General features: G+C 70.3%; 13 protein-coding genes. 11 read left to right on the forward strand and 2 right to left on the reverse strand.

Translation table 11 applies throughout. The features are described 5' to 3' along the window. The 10 genes from ACFRAR_RS28730 to ACFRAR_RS28775 all read left to right on the forward strand — a co-directional run bounded on the left by ACFRAR_RS28730 (window position 1) and on the right by ACFRAR_RS28775 (window position 12584). A complete protein-coding gene (locus tag ACFRAR_RS28730) occupies window positions 1–255 on the forward strand; it encodes a DUF397 domain-containing protein (RefSeq protein WP_380701341.1) in 255 nt (84 codons plus the stop codon). Between the two features lie 119 nt (window positions 256–374). Then, a complete protein-coding gene (locus ACFRAR_RS28735) occupies window positions 375–1661 on the forward strand; it encodes a helix-turn-helix domain-containing protein (protein WP_380701343.1) in 1287 nt (428 codons plus the stop codon). Beyond that, window positions 1658–2542 carry a phosphotransferase enzyme family protein gene (locus tag ACFRAR_RS28740; RefSeq protein ID WP_380701345.1) on the forward strand — a complete coding sequence of 295 codons (885 nt, stop codon included), beginning with the start codon at window positions 1658–1660 and terminating at the stop codon, window positions 2540–2542. Before ACFRAR_RS28735 ends, ACFRAR_RS28740 begins: the two co-directional genes overlap by 4 nt. 104 nt (window positions 2543–2646) lie before the next feature. Then, window positions 2647–4041, forward strand: coding sequence for a hypothetical protein (locus tag ACFRAR_RS28745; RefSeq protein WP_380701347.1), 1395 nt, complete (start codon window positions 2647–2649; stop codon window positions 4039–4041). A gap of 502 nt (window positions 4042–4543) precedes the next feature. Next, a complete protein-coding gene (locus ACFRAR_RS28750) occupies window positions 4544–4948 on the forward strand; it encodes a roadblock/LC7 domain-containing protein (RefSeq protein WP_380701349.1) in 405 nt (134 codons plus the stop codon). Between the two features lie 155 nt (window positions 4949–5103). Further along, complete coding sequence (locus tag ACFRAR_RS28755) at window positions 5104–6408, forward strand: hypothetical protein (RefSeq protein WP_380701351.1); 1305 nt, start codon at window positions 5104–5106, stop codon at window positions 6406–6408. Between the two features lie 73 nt (window positions 6409–6481). Then, entirely contained in the window at window positions 6482–6967 is a 486-nt protein-coding gene (locus ACFRAR_RS28760; protein ID WP_380701353.1) for a response regulator transcription factor, read from the forward strand. Window positions 6968–7037: 70 nt separating this feature from the next. Next, a complete protein-coding gene (locus ACFRAR_RS28765; RefSeq protein WP_380701355.1) occupies window positions 7038–8540 on the forward strand; it encodes a LuxR C-terminal-related transcriptional regulator in 1503 nt (500 codons plus the stop codon). A gap of 89 nt (window positions 8541–8629) precedes the next feature. Further along, complete coding sequence (locus ACFRAR_RS28770; protein WP_380701357.1) at window positions 8630–10492, forward strand: glycoside hydrolase family 15 protein; 1863 nt, start codon at window positions 8630–8632, stop codon at window positions 10490–10492. Window positions 10493–10502: 10 nt separating this feature from the next. Then, on the forward strand, window positions 10503–12584 hold the full coding sequence (locus ACFRAR_RS28775; RefSeq protein WP_380701359.1) for an NB-ARC domain-containing protein: 2082 nt from the start codon (window positions 10503–10505) through the stop codon (window positions 12582–12584). A gap of 88 nt (window positions 12585–12672) precedes the next feature. On the opposite strand, the gene ACFRAR_RS28780 is transcribed toward ACFRAR_RS28775, so the two are convergent. Together ACFRAR_RS28780 and ACFRAR_RS28785 are read right to left on the reverse strand one after the other, a co-directional pair. After that, window positions 12673–13821, reverse strand: a complete 1149-nt coding sequence (locus ACFRAR_RS28780) for a helix-turn-helix domain-containing protein (RefSeq protein ID WP_380701361.1) — start codon at window positions 13819–13821, stop codon at window positions 12673–12675. A gap of 3 nt (window positions 13822–13824) precedes the next feature. Continuing rightward, window positions 13825–14253: an NUDIX domain-containing protein gene (locus ACFRAR_RS28785; protein WP_380701363.1), complete on the reverse strand. Its 429-nt coding sequence runs from the start codon at window positions 14251–14253 to the stop codon at window positions 13825–13827. Window positions 14254–14430: 177 nt separating this feature from the next. Here ACFRAR_RS28785 and fxlA point away from each other — a divergent pair, with 177 nt between their 5' ends. Continuing rightward, window positions 14431–15552: an FxLD family lanthipeptide gene (gene fxlA / locus ACFRAR_RS28790; protein ID WP_380701365.1), complete on the forward strand. Its 1122-nt coding sequence runs from the start codon at window positions 14431–14433 to the stop codon at window positions 15550–15552. Window positions 15553–15676 lie beyond the last annotated feature (124 nt).

Here is a 15676-nt window from a genome sequence, read left to right on the forward strand (position 1 = left end):
GTGCCAGCTGCCAAGGCCGACCTCTACACGCTCGACCTCCGCGAGGCCCGGTGGATGGCGGCCCCAGGCAGCGATCCCGCGGACCGTCTGGAGGTCGCGCACGTTGCGGACGGCGCCACCGCGCTTCGGCACTCGGCCACGGGGAAGGTGCTCTTCTTCACCTCGGCGGAGTGGATCGCCTTCGTCCGAGGCTGCCAGGACGGCGAGTTCGAACCGGACATCGACGAGGCCGAGCACCAAGCGGTCCGACGTTGACGAAGGCGCCGGATCCGTTGCGACAGATGTAGAGAATCGCTGGTTTTCTGTCCAGGTAGGAGATCTTCCCCGGGATGGGGACAAGCTCGTTGTCCCCATCCCGGGTTGAGGGGGCCAATGTGGCGGCACGACCCAACACGCTGCACCCGGAGCGTTCGCCTGAGGAGTGGCTGGGCAACGAGATCCGACAGTGGCGCACGCTGAGGGGCTACGGACAGGACGAGCTCGGCGAACGGGCCCACCTCAGCGGCGACCTGATCGGCAAGATGGAGCGCGGTGAACGCAGGTGCCTGCGGCATCACACCGAGGCGCTCGACGTCGCTCTGGACACCGGCGGAGCGCTCACCCGCAGCCTCGTGCTGGTGTACATGCGGGTGGCCCCCCGTGGCGGGAGCAACCCCGCCGTCACGACGCCGCTGCCCCCCTCTGCGGGGCCCTTGAACGTCTCCGCCCCTGTCATTGTCGCGACACCCACCGGTCCGGAGCCAGGGGCGACGGTGCGCCCGGGGGACGTGGCCCACGTACGATCCGCAGCCGCGGTCCTGCGTAGTTGGGACAACCTGCACGGCGGAGGCGGACTCGTGCGGGAGACAGCCATCGCACAGCTCCGGTGGGCCGAGGCTCTCACCTCGGCGCCGTGCAGTGGCGCCTTGCGGCCGGACTTGCTCACCGCCGTGAGCCGTCTGGCCTCAGCCGCCGGTGCTGTTCTGCTCGACGCGGGAGAGTTCGCCGAGGCTGGCCGACACCTTCGGTGGGCGACCAACCTCGCGGAGGAGGCAGGCGACTGGTCCGCACGCGCGGTCTCGTACAACCTACGTTCCCGGCTCGCCACTTGGTGCGAGCACTACGACGACGGCGTCACCCTGGCCGAGTTGGGCCTCGTTCGCTCCGACCGGCTCTCCCCGGCCGAGCGCGCCATGCTGCACAACGCCGCGGCGCGAGGGCACGCCAGGTTGGGCAACCACCAGGCGGCTCTCACGGCCATCGGACGGTCCGACGAAGCCTACGCCCAGCTCCGGGCCGCCGAGGAGTCGCGCTGGATGACCTACTACGACGACGCCCAGCACCACGGCGACACCGGTCACGCCGTATACGACCTCGCACTCGCGGGTCACGCGGTCGACGACGCCCTCGACCGGCTCAGGACGGCCGTCGACGGGCACTCCCAGCCGTTCGCCCGTTCCAGGACGTTCAGCCGTACCAAGCTCGCCGGCCTGCTGCTGGTCACGGGGTACCCCGAAGCCGCGCTGCCGGAGGCCGAGCGGGCCGTGGCCGAGGTCGCCCAGCTCCGTTCGCACCGAGCTTCACGGGACCTCCAGGATCTGGCGAAGCTCGCGCTTCGGTACGGACAGCACACCAGGCTCCAGGGCCTGCGCCACCAGATCGCCGCTACGGTAGGCGAGTGACCCCTGCGAGCGACTCCAACGCCGTCCTGCTCAGCGCGTGTACCGACGCCGGTTTGTCCGCCGACGGCGCCGAGCTGATCAGACTGGGTGAGAACGCGTTGTGGCGTCTCCCTGACGGTGTGGTGGCCCGCGTCGCCCGGAGTGGCCAGCAGTCTGCGGCGGTGCAGGAGATCGCGATAGCCCGGTGGCTCCACGACAGCGGCCTTCCGGTCGTCCGTCCGTTGGAAGCGCTCTCCGCCCCCGTCCTCGTCGGCGACCGGCCCGTCACCTTCTGGCACGAGCTGCCGCCCCACCGCCCGGGCACCGGCGCCGACATGGCACCACTCCTCCGCAGATTGCACGAGCTGCCGGTGCCCGAGTACATCGATCTCGGGCGCCTCGATCCACTCGTCCGGCTCGCCGAACGGATCGACGAAGCAGTCACCCTCGACGAATACCAGCGACGCTGGCTGCGGGGGTACCTCGCCGAGCTGCAGGCCGCGTGGGACGAGCTCCCCGCCGGACGGCCGCTCTGCGTGGTCCACGGAGACGCCTGGGGCGGCAACACCGCGGTCACCGCGACCACCACGTACCTGCTCGACTTCGAGCGCTCCTCCCGAGGACGGCGCGAGTACGACCTCGCGACGATGGCGGCCGGCTTCACGAGCTTCGGCAGCGTGACGGCGAAGCAGTACGAGGCGATCTGCACCGCCTACGGCGACGACGTCACGGAGTGGCCGAGCTACCCGGTCCTGCGCGACATCCGCGAGCTGCGCGTCACCTGCTTCGCTCTCCAACTCGCCGCAGCCGACCCCACGCGGCATCGCGACCAGGCCCATTACCGCCTCGCCTGTATCCAAGGCCGGGAGGGCGCACGGCCATGGGGCTGGACCGTCCTGTAGAGAGACTCCGGCCTACGAAAAAAGATTCCGGCTCCCACAGCATGACCTGATAGCCTGTCCGGCTGCCCTGGCGGCGGCTCACTCACCGGACGGAGGCTGTCCCCTTGATTGAACCCACGAACCAGATCACGTTTAACACCCCATTGATTCCACCTCGCGGCTGGAACGCTCCCGGAGAAGCGGTAACCCTGTACGAGGGCACACTCACCGGGTTCCGGCAAGGGGCACGACAAGGGAAGATCGAACTCACCCTCGGAGCCAAGCCGAGTCTGGAGTGGTCGGTAGAGCCGCACCCGGACGACTTCTGGGAACTGGGGAATGACGGCGCTGTGATTACGACGGTCGACCGGACACCCCCCATGGAGTTCACAGCCAACACCCGGCGTAACAACGCTGGATGGATCAACGGCACCAGCAACGGAGATCAGAAAACGCCCCTCCAACGACTGGTGACCCAGTGGTTGAACCTCCCCCTGTCCGCCAGTAATGCAATCTTGGGAGAGAAGACGGCCAACGGAGTTCACCGTCGACGGGGGCGGTGGTCCATTGAGGTCGACGGATGGACAGTGACCATCGACCAGCGCCCGGACCTCTCAGCCGTTCTCAGAACGGCCACCGAACAGATCTCGTCCGTCCTGACCCACGTCATGGAACTCAAGCGCACAGGCGGCGAAGAGTTTTCAGTGGCTGAGGGGCGAGAACTCTCGGAATGCCTCCGGGTCAGCTTTTCCTTCGGATTCGGCCGCAAGGTGGTGCCTGTGCTTCCCACGGGGTACGACGCGAACGGGGAAGTCGTCTGGGAGCAATGGTTCTCACCTCTCATTGACCGGGCGCAGAAAATCGGGTCGGGATGGCTCTACGACGGCAGCTCCGATGACTGCGCCGAGCTCATCTCGTGCGCGGTGCGCGCCTTCGCCGACACCTCACGCAGGGGAACGACCCGTTTCCAAATGCTGATGGCAACCGAGGCCGTCGCAACCGGCTTTGTCGAACAGCGAATCCTCACCGCCGCACCAGCGCTGGAGAGCCTCGCGTGGACGACGCTAGTGCTGGGCAACCTAATGCCGCGCGGTGACTTCAAGAAATGTGCTGCTGAGGACAAGCTGCGCTATCTGCTGAAGTCCGCCGGCGTACCAACTTCAGTTGACGCAACTGAACTCCCCGCACTGGCCAAGTACGCTGCAGACCATCGGATCGATGGCCCCACGGCAGTCACACGGATCCGAAACCGCCTCGTTCACCCCGAAATACTCGCAGATGACCTCTACGCACGCGACGGTCTCTCGGTTGATGTCTGGAGACTCTCACTACACTACGTGACCCTGGCGGTGCTCCACTCCATCGGCTACCAGGGCTCTTACCAGATGCAGCTGAAACTCGGCGGGTGGGCCGGAGAGACGCACCCCGTACCGTGGACCGACCCAATGACCGCCCCTACCGGTCCGGTCCCTCTGCCGCCTGTGGGACGAGCGGTTCGCGGACGCAGCCGTTCACGTTGAACCATCCGGCCTCCAGCACCCGCAACTGCACGACGCTGACGAAGCGCTCGGTGTTGCAGCGCAGCCGAGTGCCGACCTGGACGCTGATCTCGGGGCGCCCCAGCCCGACGGTGTCGGCGGTGCCTGCCTGGCCGCTGAGCTAGTTTTTGGTGAGTGCGTGGTACGGGTGACGGTGTGCTCGTGCGGACCAGGCCGTCAAGGTGGGTACGGGCACCGTCGCGGGCCGAGAGAACTCGGTGCGCCACTCGTGGTGTTGTGGACGGTGACGTGCTCAGGCCGGACATGAGCAACTCGGTGACGTAAACATCCAGCGGCTCGAGCAGCACAGGCTCCGCCAACACGACGGTCGCCCCGTGGATGGAGACAAGCTGGTTGTCCCCATCCACCCCCTCCCACTCCCACCGTCCTCTTGGCCACTCTGAACGTGTGGGAGACGCCACCCCGGCGATCCCATCGGGTCCCAGCCGATTCACGAGCTTCGACCCCACCCCCCACGTTCGCTATGGCCAAGGAGGCTCACGTGTTGCGCCATCCGCAGTTCCTGAAGGACTTGGTCACCGGCACCGCCGGCACCATCGCCGCCATCCACGTCAGCCCCGAGGGGCTGGTCCTCGGCAGTTCACCCGGGGTCGACGAAGACGAGGCCGACCGCTGGGCGGCCGTCATGGCGGCACTTCTCGCCGTGAGCAACCGCAGCGCCGAGATCATCGGCAGTCGCACCGCCCACCCCGGTCCCTGGGGTCACAGCGTGATCGAGGACCGGTCCGGCCGCACGCTGATTCTCGTCGGCGCCAACGACCACTCGATGCTCGCCGTGGTGTGCGAGAAGAACGCGCAGCTGGGCGATGTCGCTGCCCGGCTCGTCGAACTGGCGGACAGCACCCTCGTGGTGGGGGCTGCGGCGTGAATCCGGCCTCCGTCAAGGGTGCCGCCCGCCCCCGGCGCCCGCTGCCACTGCCCGGCGTTCTCGGCACCGTGCATATCCCCGACCCGCTCAGCCCCGGCATGGCCGGACTTGGCTCCTACCTCGCCCGGCGCCACGCTCGGGTCACAATCTCGCCCGTGCAGGCGTACCTTCGTCCCGAGTTGGTCGAGCAGCTTGTGCGCCACGGGGCCGTTCTCCGCGCGGCCGCCCCCGGGACGGCCTCGTTGGTCTGGGGCGGCGACAACACCGTGAGCCGCGACATCACCAGCCACATCGCCGGCCACGGCCTGCCCATGATGGGCTACGCACGGGCCGTCGAGCTGCTGGCCGGCACGGCACCGATCATGGTCGCCGTCGCCGGTAGCCATTCGACGACCACGGCTGCCGCCGCGCTCACCTGCGCACTCGTCAGCCGCGATCCCGGTTGGATCCTCGCCGAGGCCCCGAAGGGGGACTCCACCGGCTACGACGGCGGCGGAGAGGTCCTGGTGGTGGACCTCTGCCCGGACAGCTCCAGCCACGAGACCTCACCGCCCGGTTGGCGCTTCCGAACCCTCGGCGAAGGGTTGAGCCCGACGGTGACGCTGGTCACCGCCGTGGATGCGGCGCCGCCGGCCTTCTGGAACCAGGAGGAGGCGCTGGACCAGATGGAGGCCCTCTCCAGGCGCAGCGACACCGTGGTGGTGTGGGCAGCCCAGCCCGGCTGCCAAGCACTTGTGGACCGGCTGCACCGGCGCCCCGGGCCGAGGGTGGTGACTGTGGGTCGCGGCACCGACCTGGACGTGCGGGTTCTCGGGAAGTTCTGGACCGGGGACCACCACCGCGTCACCGTCCAGGCCGACGGCGAGCAGCACACGTTCGCCGTTCCGGTCACCGGGGCGAACGACGCCATGGCCGTGGCTGCGGCGTGGGCCGCGGGCTGGGCACTCGGCGTTCCCGGCCAGGAACTGGTGGACGGGCTGAGCGCGTTCGCGGGCGTCGAACACTCACTGACCCGGCTCGGTTCGAACGGCGGCATCGACGTCGTCGAGTCCCGGGCCGTACACCCTAGGGAAATCGCTGCCGACCTCCAGGGTGCCCGGATGCTCACCGAGGGCGCGGTCGTGGCGGTGTACGAGCCGTCCGGGCACCTGCGGTCGAACGCCCTCGCCGGTCTGATCGCCGAAGCTCTGGGCGCCGCCGACCAGGCCGTGCTGCTTCCGGTCCACTCGACGTTCCCCCGAGGTCAGAACCACGCCGACGGCAGCGAATCCATCCTCAACGCCGGTTCCTCCGGCACGCTGGTCCGCTTCGAGCCCGACCTGCACCGACAAGGCCCCGCGCACCTGGTTGCCGCGCTCGTGCAACAGGGCGATCTCGTCCTGACCATCGGCTCCCAGGCCGCCCGGCGGATCGGCCCCTCATTGCTGGCCGCTCTCAACCAGCCGAAGCCCGCTCGCTAGCCCCCGCCTCACCCCACACCCGTCACGACCCCGCTCCTGTTGGAGGTCCCCCATGTCCGCTCCCATCCCCACCATGCCCGATCTGTCCGACGCCGACGTGCTTCTTCTGCGGCAGGTGGCCTGCGGTGCCCTGTTCGGCGCGACGAGCCGCGCCACCGGAATCGAGGAGGCCAAGGTCGGTGCGGCAATCCTCGCCCTGCTGGCTAAGGTCGGTGCGAAGTCGCGCTTCCACGCCTCCGCCTTGGGCGCGGGCTGGGGCCTGGTGACGGACGTGCATGCGGTGAACCCCGCCGGCAAGTCGCTGTCCGCGCAGCAGGTCGAGGTCCTCGCCGGTCTGGTCGGCGGCGAGGACGCTGCCGCCATCGCACAGCGGCTGGGGCTGACCGTGAACACGGTGAAGACGTACGTCCAGACGATCCTGCGGACGCTCGGGGTTCGGTCGCGGGAGCAGGCGAGCGCGGCGGCCGTGCTGACCGGCTTGGTGTCGCTGCGGGCTCTGGGCGCCGCCTGGCCGGACGTGAGGCTCGGCGAGCTCCGGCAGCCGGCGGGGGCCCGCTGATGTCGCGCCTCATCCGGACTTCCGGAGGTCCCGGGGTGCCGCTGAATCCCGTGGTCGGAGTGATCGACTGATGCAGACGAAGGTGTCGCCCACGGCTCTGACCTCACAGCAGGTCGCGGTGTTGGACAGGGCCGGCTTCGGGATGACGAACGCGGCGATCGGCGCGGCGATGAATCTGGGCGTCGATACCGTCAAGGGTTACCTGCGGCAGGTGTACGACCGGCTGGAGACGACGAACCGGGTCCACGCCTTCGTGCGGGCGTGGCAGTCCGGTCTGCTCCCCCGCTCGGCCCCGGTAGGTGCTGCTCCGGTGCTGTCGGACGAGCAGAAGTTGATCCTGCGGATCTGGGGGCAGGGTGGGAATCGCCGCGACGTCGCCCGCGCGCTGGAGGTCCGGGGGTGCGCGGCGGAGCTCTACGAGGATGCCGTGCTGGACGCGCTCGGTGCCTCCAAGCGCGTTGTCGCCGTCCGTCAGGCGCTCGAACACCAGCTGATCGATCCGGCCGGGGACACCCTGGCCGACCTGATCACGCCCAGGGCGGCTGGTTGGGGCCAGTCCGGCACCGCGCAATTCCGGACGAGGCAAGGCACCGGCGCGTCCGCGCCCGAAGGCGAAGCGCAAGCCGGACCCGAGCGCCTTGATCCGCTGGAGCGCGCGGTCGCGATGCTGCGCTCCGCGCACGGTCTGGCCGTGCACCTCGGTGCGCTGGCAGGCCTGCCGGAGGTGCCGTCGCTGGCAGAAGTCCTGGCCGGGGCGCCGCCCCGCGGCACAGCGCCCGCCATCGTGCGGCTGGTGCACCAGGCGCTGGCCCTCGGTCTTCCATGCGCCCTGGTGCTCCCCTCAACAGCAGTCGATTCCGACCGTGCCGTCACGGCGGTAGGCCTGGGAGCGGCCTGGTCGTGCGCCGTCCGCCAGGGGGCATACAGGGGCGCCGCCGCCTATCTGGAAGCGGCCCACCTGCTCGGGACACCGATAGACGAGCTGCTGATCGCGTGCACCGCCGACCAGGCGCCCGTGGCGGGAGACGCCGGGTTCCAACGGATCCTGACGACCACGAGCATCGTGCCGGGCACCGGGCCCCGGCGCGCTCCGCAGCCCAAGTTGAACGCGTTGGAACGCCAGATCGCCGAACTGGCCGCCCAGGGGCTGAGCGTCACCGAGATCGGCCACCGGGTCCATGCCGGGGATTACCTCGTCCAGTCCCGCCTGGCCGACCTGCGCCGACGCGCCGCCGCCGTGGACGACGCCCACCTCGTCGTCCGGCTGATCACGGCGGAGGCGATCAGCACCGAGCGGCTGCGCACCGAGTTGCCCGCTCACCTGCCCGAACTGGATCAGGCGGGGCGGGCCGTGGCCGCCCTGATGTGCACCGGGACGCTGAGTGAGGCCGGGGCGAACGGCGTCGGACTGAGCCTGCGCACCGCCCGCGCGGTCGAGGGACGAGTCGTCCGTGCGCTCTCACGACGCGGCAGCCGCACCCACGCTGCGGCCGTCGCCGTGATGACCGGAATCGTCACCCTGGCCCCGGTGAACCCCACCCACTACCTGGAGCCGACATGCCCGGTGGCGTGAACCCGGTCTTCGGCTACTGAAGCAGCCCGTCGCGCACACCCCGCTCCCGCCCCTGACCACCTCCCTCTCCACCAACACCAGGATTTCGCATGCCCGTTCCCCTCCCGATCGAGGGATACGCCCCGATCGGCAACGGCCGCTCCGCGGCCCTTGTCGACCTCCACGGCGCGATCCCGTGGCTCTGCCTTCCGGAGTTCGACTCGCCGGCGGTGTTCGCCAGCCTCCTCGGCGACCGGCGCCACGGCTACTGGTCACTCTCCCCCACCTCCGATCAGCCCCTCCCTGTCACTTACCGCGCCTACCGAAACGGCGGCCTGGTCCTGGACGAGGTCTGGGAGCTCCCTGCGGGCACCGTGCAGGTCACCGAGTTCATGCCCGCATCCGAAGCCGAGCGCCCCTCCCAGGTGATCCGGATCGCCAAGTGCCTGCGCGGTCGGGTGAGCATCACCTCCCGCATCGTCGTCGCCCCCGACTACGGCCGCACCCACGCCGCCCTGCGCGAGGTCACCGGCCCCGGCGGCGTCCGACGCTTCAGCGCCGAGCACCAGGGCGCGACCCTGTGGCTGGACGGCCCCTCCCACCGGTCCCGACGGCGTGGAGCCGCCGCTTCCGAGACCGTCCTGACCGAGGGACAGCAGGCCGCCTATGCCTTGACCTGGCAGAAGGTCGGCGACCCGGTCCCGCCCGCACCCGACGCCGACGAGGCCCTCGCCGATACGCTGCGGGTGGGGGCCGACTGGAGCGCCCGTGTCACCTACACCGGGCCCTACCGCGACGCCGTCCTCGGCTCCGTGGCCGTTCTCGGATCCCTCATCCACCGGCCGACCGGCGCGGTCATCGCCGCCCCCACCACCTCGCTGCCGGAGCAGATCGGCGGCGAACGCAACTGGTACTACCGCTACGCGTGGTTGCGCGACTCCGCGCTCACCATCCGGGAACTGCTTCGTGCCGGCCGCTTCCTGGAGCAGGCGCGTGCTTGGCGAGCGTGGCTGGCCGACACGATCGACGACCCCACCACCGCACGGATCATGTACCGGCTCGACGGCAGCAGCGGTCTCACCGAGACCGTTCTGGACCACCTACCCGGTTACGAGGGCTCCCGCCCGGTACGGATCGGCAACAGCGCGGCCGGCCAGCTCCAGCTCGACGTCTTCGGGTACGTCGCGGACACCCTGCTGGCCGCCGACGACTCCGGTCTCGAACCTGATGCCGCCGCCGACGCGCTGTTGCTCGGGCTGGCCGAACTCGTCGCCGCCACCGCCCACGAGCCGGACCGTGGAATCTGGGAGATCCGCGGGCCCGAACGCCACTTCACCCACTCCAAGATCATGGCCTGGGTCGCGATCGACCGGACCGTCCAGCTCCTGCAACGCCGCCCGGACCACGACCGGGTCGCCCTGGTCCGGCTGCGAGCGGTCGCAACGCTCCTCCACGCCACCGTCCTCGCACAGGGCTACGACGAGGAGCGCAACACCTTCACCCAGTCCTACGGCAGCCGCGAACTGGACGCCTCCCTGCTGCTCCTGCCACAGACCGGCTTCCTTCCGCCCGACGACAAGCGGGTGATCGGCACCATCGAGGCAGTCCAACGTGAACTCGCCACCTACGACGGCCTCGTGCTGCGATACCGAACCCAGCCGAGCGCCGACGCCAACGTGGACGGCCTCACAGGTGAGGAGGGCGCGTTCTTCGCGTGCTCGTTCTGGCTGGCCTCCGCGCTCGCGCTGATCGGTCGCACCGGCGAGGCCCGCGAGCGTATGGATGCGCTACTCGCCCTGCGGAACGACGTCGGCATCCTCGCCGAGGAGTACGACCCGGTTACCGGCCGCCAGCTCGGCAACACCCCGCAGGGGCTGAGCCACCTGGCGCTGGTCAACGCCGCCGTCGCCCTCCGTATGCCGTCCGCTCCTCCCCTTCCGAGTCCCCGGGGCGGCACCGTTGCCTCGTTCTGACGACCGATCCATGCCGACCGTCTCCAACAGCATCGACGGCGCCCGCGTTCACCACGCCGTCCAGGCGGGCCAGGTTCGTGACATCCACTTCCACAGCACCGCGCCGCCGCGGCAAGTGCCACGCCAACTCGCAGCAGTCACCAGGGTGTTCACCGACCGCGAGCACGATGTCGCCGTCCTGGACGGGATGCTCGCCGGCCTGCCGGAGGGCACCGCTCCGGTGATCGTCATCACCGGGCCGGGCGGGATCGGCAAGAGTGCTCTGGTCTCGCGCTGGGGCCATCACCAAGCGAAGCGCTACCCGGACGGACAGCTCCTCATCCAGTTGCGCGCGGGAGGCGTCGGCGGCCCGGCGCCCGCCGCCGAGACCGCCCGTTCCCTGCTGCGCGGTCTCGGAGACCAAGACGCACAACAACTTCCATGGCAGGAATCGGACTTGCAGGCACTATGGCGATCCCTCGCCGTCACCCGGCGGCTGCTGGTGGTGCTGGAAGACGCCGCCACCGCCGACCAGGTGGTCCCCCTGATCCCCGCCACCAGCGAGTGCCTGGTCATCGTCACCAGCCGTTCGCCGTTGCCGGCACTCGCCGCTCTCGGTGCTCACCATCACCGCCTGGGCCCACTCGCGCCCACCCACGCTCTCCGGTTGCTCACCCGAATCCTCGGCGAGGACCGGGTGTGCGCCGAGCCAGCCGCCGCCGAGTCCCTCGCCCGTACCTGCCAGGGCATCCCCCTCGCCCTGGGCCTGGCCGCCGGCACGGTGGTCCTCAACCCCGCACGCTCACTCGCCTCCCACACCGCGCTCGCCGCAAGCGGCTTGGACAGTGTCCCCGCAACCGCCACCGTCGCCCTCGCATCGCTACCCGACCCCGAAGCGCGCCTGCTCCGGGACACCGCACTGATCCCCTCGCCCGATCTCGACCACCTCACCGTGGCCGCCGCCACCTCCACGCCCGCCGACCGAACCCTGCAACTGCTGCGCGAACTCGTGGCCCGGCACCTGCTGGAACACACCGGCCACCATCCCGTACGCGGCGACATCTACAGCATCCGCCCCCACATCCGGGAACTGATCCGTGACCAGGCAGACACCCGGCAGCTCGTGGTGCAGCGCTACCTCGATCACCTGATCGCCACCGCCCAGGACACCGTCCAGCGACTCACCCCGCACCACCGCGTCCTGCCGCGCCAACACCGCCACCATCCCACCGAGCCGCTGCACATCACCGACGACCGCACCGCCCTGGAGTGGCTGGAGGCCGTCTCCCCCGCGGTCCTGCCCGCCCTCACCGCCGCCCGCGCCCTCGGCGAGCACCAGGCCGCCACGGTCCTGGTCCACGACATGTGGCCGATGTTCCACCGCCTACGGCGTACCGACCTGAGCCTCGCCTGCCACAAGCTCGGGCTCGACTCCGCACGGATCTGGGGCCACCCCATGGCCATCTATGAGATGACCACCACCCTGGCGATCTCGCACAAACACGTGGGGGAACACGAGGACGCCCTTCGGCTCTACCGGAAGGGCCGCACCCTCGCCGCCGAGGAGCAGGATCTCAACCACATCGCCCAGTGCACGACCGGCATCGGCGCCACCCTGTACGAGGCCGAGCGGTACGCCGCCGCCGAGCCCGAGCTCACCCGCGCCATCGAGCTGTACTCCGGCCTCGAGGACCGGCGTGGCGCCGGCCTCGCCGGAACCCTCCTCGGCTCCGCCACCGCCCGCCAGGGCGACACCGACCTCGGCATCGCCCTGCTCCGGCAAGCCCTCGCCGACCTCGAATCACTCACCCCACCCGACCCCCTGAACGCGGCCCGGGCGAAGGCCTTCCTGGGCGAGGCCCACTCTCTGGCCGACGAGCACGACCTCGCGGCCGGCACCATCGGCATCGCCGTGCAGGAATTCGTGCGCCTCGGCCACCGCCACTGGGCTGCCTACGGCATCGAGTTCCTCGGAGAGGCCGCTCAACGCGCTGGCCTGCCAAGGGTCGCCGAAAGCTGGTACGCCGCCAGCCAGGCCCAGTACCGGAACCTGGGCAGCAGTCGCGATGTGGAACGTCTGCAGAGCCGACTGCTCGCGCTGCTACCCGAGTGACCCTCCTCACCGCCCCGGATGGTTCAGTCCAGAGCTCACGGAATGTGAATCCGCCATGTTCATCACCGCCTCACCCCCAGGCCGGAGATCAGGCCGCTATCTCGGCCCGCAACCGTGCCAGGGCGTCGCCCGCGCGCTCCCGGACCTCGGGCAGGTGACGCCCGGCCCGCACGACGCGCTGGAGCTGGTGCGGCAGATGGTGGAGGGTCGCCCCGTCGACCGCCGTGCCAAGTTGCTGCGCCGCTCCGGTCGGATCCCCCTTCTTCAGCAGCACCTCCCCGGCGGTGATCGCCGCGATGATCTGCCACTGGGAAGTCGCTGCCAGACCGGCGACCGGCGCGTGGTCAAGCTGCCGGACGGCCTCCGCGACGCGGCCCGTGCTCATGAGACCCCGGAGACGGACCTCGTGGAGGGTGAAGTCGGAGAAGAGGGCAGTGGGCGCCGCCTCGTCGAGAAGTCGGCGACCCTCCTCGATCGCGAAGTCGAAGACGGCGGCGTTCCCGGCGGCTCCGGCCGCGCGGGCGAGCAGGACGACCGCCTCGGCTCGTTCGGTGGCGGTGCGAGCGGTGTCTCGGGCCTGCCCGAGCCGGTCAAGCGCACGCAGGTGCAGCCCGGCCTTGCGCAGTTCGTTGCCGTGGTGGCGCAGGGCATTGGCGTGCAGGCCGGGATCTCCCAGGCGCCGGGCGACGTTCAGGCCCTTGCCGGTCCAGCGGGCGGCGGTGGCCAGGCGCTCCTCCGGCAGGACGTGGCCGAGGGCGACGCCGAGGCCGACCCGAGCTCGGGCGAGCAGCCTCAGGGTGTCGAGGTCGGCGTGTCCGTCGGCGGCTCGGGCCTCCAGGCGGGCGACCAGCGGCCACAGCTCTGCGACGGCGGTGGTGGCCTGGCCGACCTGGCGGGCGATCTCGGCCAGGCGCAGCACGGATTCGGCGAGCTGGATCACGAGTTGGTGGTCTCCGTCCGCTTCGTCGGTGATGCCGAGGCAGTGCGGTGGGAGGCCGAGGCGTTCGGCGATGTGGCGCAGGGCGCCGAGGTCGGTGATGGTGCGCGAGCCGGTTTCGATGCGGGAGACGTAGCTGGTGGAGTAGCCGAGGAGGTCGGCGAGTTCCTGCTGCGGGAGCCCGTGGAGTTCTCGGTAGAGCTGGAAGATCTCGGGCAGGGCTCTGCGGCGCAGGATGTCCTGGGCTCTGGGGGTGGTCCAGTGCCAGCGGATGCCGCCGTAGGGGTCGATCCGGGTCACCGGTCAGTCCTGGTGGTGCAGTTCGTACCAGCGGGCGATGGAATCCTTGTAGCCCTGTGGCATGGCCAGGCCGGGCACCTCGTCTCGGTGGAAGAGGCCTGCCTCCTTGTGTTCGTGGCTGACGGCCGGGGCCTGGTCCGCGTCGGTGGCGGTGCAGCCGTAGGTGACGATGAAGACCTGGCGGCCGGGGACCGGCTCGTACATCCACACGTCGAGGAGGGGGCCAGCGGTGGCCGTCCAGCCGCTCTCCTCCTGGATTTCGGTGACGACCCGTTCTTCGGGGGTTTCGGTGCCCTCCAGCTTCCCGCCGGGCAGCTCCCACTCCTGGCGTTCGTTCTTCAGCAGCAGCACCCGCTGCTTTGGGTCGAGCACGACGCCCTTGATGGAGATCGGGAAGGCCTTTGGCACGTAGGGCTGTTCTGTCTCGCTCATCGCTTCTTCCGGGGCGCGTGGGCGGTCACGGGCGTGTCGAAGGTAGCAGTTGTGAACCGGCGCGATGCCCCACAGCCAGGTGATCACGCTTTGACAATCTGTCACTTTCCATCCGGTGACCGGGGCCTGGAGAGTGTGTCGCCTCCCATCCGCTCGGTCCCACGAGGGAGCCTCACCATGCCGTCGTTCGACACCAGTGGCATCAGCAACGACAAGTTCACCGCGGGCGGGCTGGAAGGCGCGGTGCGCCAGCAGGCGGGTGAGGCGTTGCGCGAGGACGGCCTGCTGAGGCTCGCCAGGTTGGGCGGGCGAGACGATGTCCTTCTCGCGGCCGGCCGGTTGATGTCCTCGTTGCGGCAGCACCGGGATGCCGACCCGGACGGTCTCACCGTGATCCGCGACACCGGCCGCCACAGCGGGCGGCCGGGCTTCGCGGGCCTGGGGCGCGGCGCGCTGGCTCTGCACACCGAGTGCACGCAGCATCCGGATCCGCCGCGTCTGCTCCTGCTGGCGTGCGCGCGGGCCGGCGACAGCGGCGGTGAGACCCTGCTGGTGGACGGCCGGGCCGTCCTCGCCGAGCTGACCGTGCAGCACCCTGGCGCCATCGAGGCATTCTCCGCGGAACGGGCCGCCTACTTCGGCGGGTCGAGTGGCCGCTTCGCCCCGGTGTTCCAGCAGTTGCCCGCCGGGCGGTGGCAGTTGCGGCTGCGCCAGGACGACCTGGCCCGGTTCTCGCCCGAGGCCCAGGCACACCTGCCCGCGCTACGCCAGGCCATCGATCGCAACACCCGGCGGCTTCGGCTGGCCCCCGGGCAGGGTGTCGTACTGGACAACCATCGTCTGCTGCACGGCCGCACCGGCTTCTCGGGTGAGCGGCTGATACTGCGGGCGCTGGGCGATCCGGCCCCTGCGCTCGGTCTCGGGACCGGATTCCTCCAGTCGTGCTCCCCTGCCAGCCTCCTCGTCTCTCACGAGGGCTCCGCAGGAGCTTCCGCGGACTCGCTCGCCCTCGGAGGGCAGCCGTCCCTCGACCCGCGGCATCGCCGCCCCACCGACTCCTGGCGATGCGGGGCGCATCCGCGCCCCGGCTCCAGGTCCCGCAAGGGAAACCCTCAAGGAGGAGCCACCATGGCTCAGATGATCCCGGCCGAGACCAAGGCCACCACGGCCGTCGTCAGCGGCGACGAGTTCGACCTCGACGTGCGCACCGTTGAGACCGCCGACGCGGCCAGCCTGCAGGTCCTCACCGACGACGGCTGCGGCTCCACCTGCGGCGCCTGCACCACCGGCGTGCACTGACCCTCCCGGGTGGTTCCCCGGGACCTGCTCCCCGGGAACCCCCCCCCCCCCCCCCCCCCCCCGCAGCCGGCCCCCCGGGACGCCGCCCTGCCCCCACCCCCCCCCCAGGCGCGTATAAACAACA

Source organism: Kitasatospora sp. NPDC056651 (assembly GCF_042792155.1).
In the GTDB taxonomy this organism is placed as follows: Bacteria; Actinomycetota; Actinomycetes; order Streptomycetales; family Streptomycetaceae; genus Kitasatospora.

Bases quoted from the DNA above. Each gene is read 5' to 3' on its own strand.
- fxlA (WP_380701365.1), top strand. From the start codon at position 14,431: ATGCCGTCGTTCGACACCAGTGGCATCAGCAACGACAAGTTCACCGCG.
- ACFRAR_RS28770 (WP_380701357.1), top strand. From the start codon at position 8,630: ATGCCCGTTCCCCTCCCGATCGAGGGATACGCCCCGATCGGCAACGGC.
- ACFRAR_RS28785 (WP_380701363.1), bottom strand. From the start codon at position 14,253: ATGAGCGAGACAGAACAGCCCTACGTGCCAAAGGCCTTCCCGATCTCC.
- ACFRAR_RS28760 (WP_380701353.1), top strand. From the start codon at position 6,482: ATGCCCGATCTGTCCGACGCCGACGTGCTTCTTCTGCGGCAGGTGGCC.
- ACFRAR_RS28750 (WP_380701349.1), top strand. From the start codon at position 4,544: ATGGCCAAGGAGGCTCACGTGTTGCGCCATCCGCAGTTCCTGAAGGAC.
- ACFRAR_RS28765 (WP_380701355.1), top strand. From the start codon at position 7,038: ATGCAGACGAAGGTGTCGCCCACGGCTCTGACCTCACAGCAGGTCGCG.
- ACFRAR_RS28775 (WP_380701359.1), top strand. From the start codon at position 10,503: ATGCCGACCGTCTCCAACAGCATCGACGGCGCCCGCGTTCACCACGCC.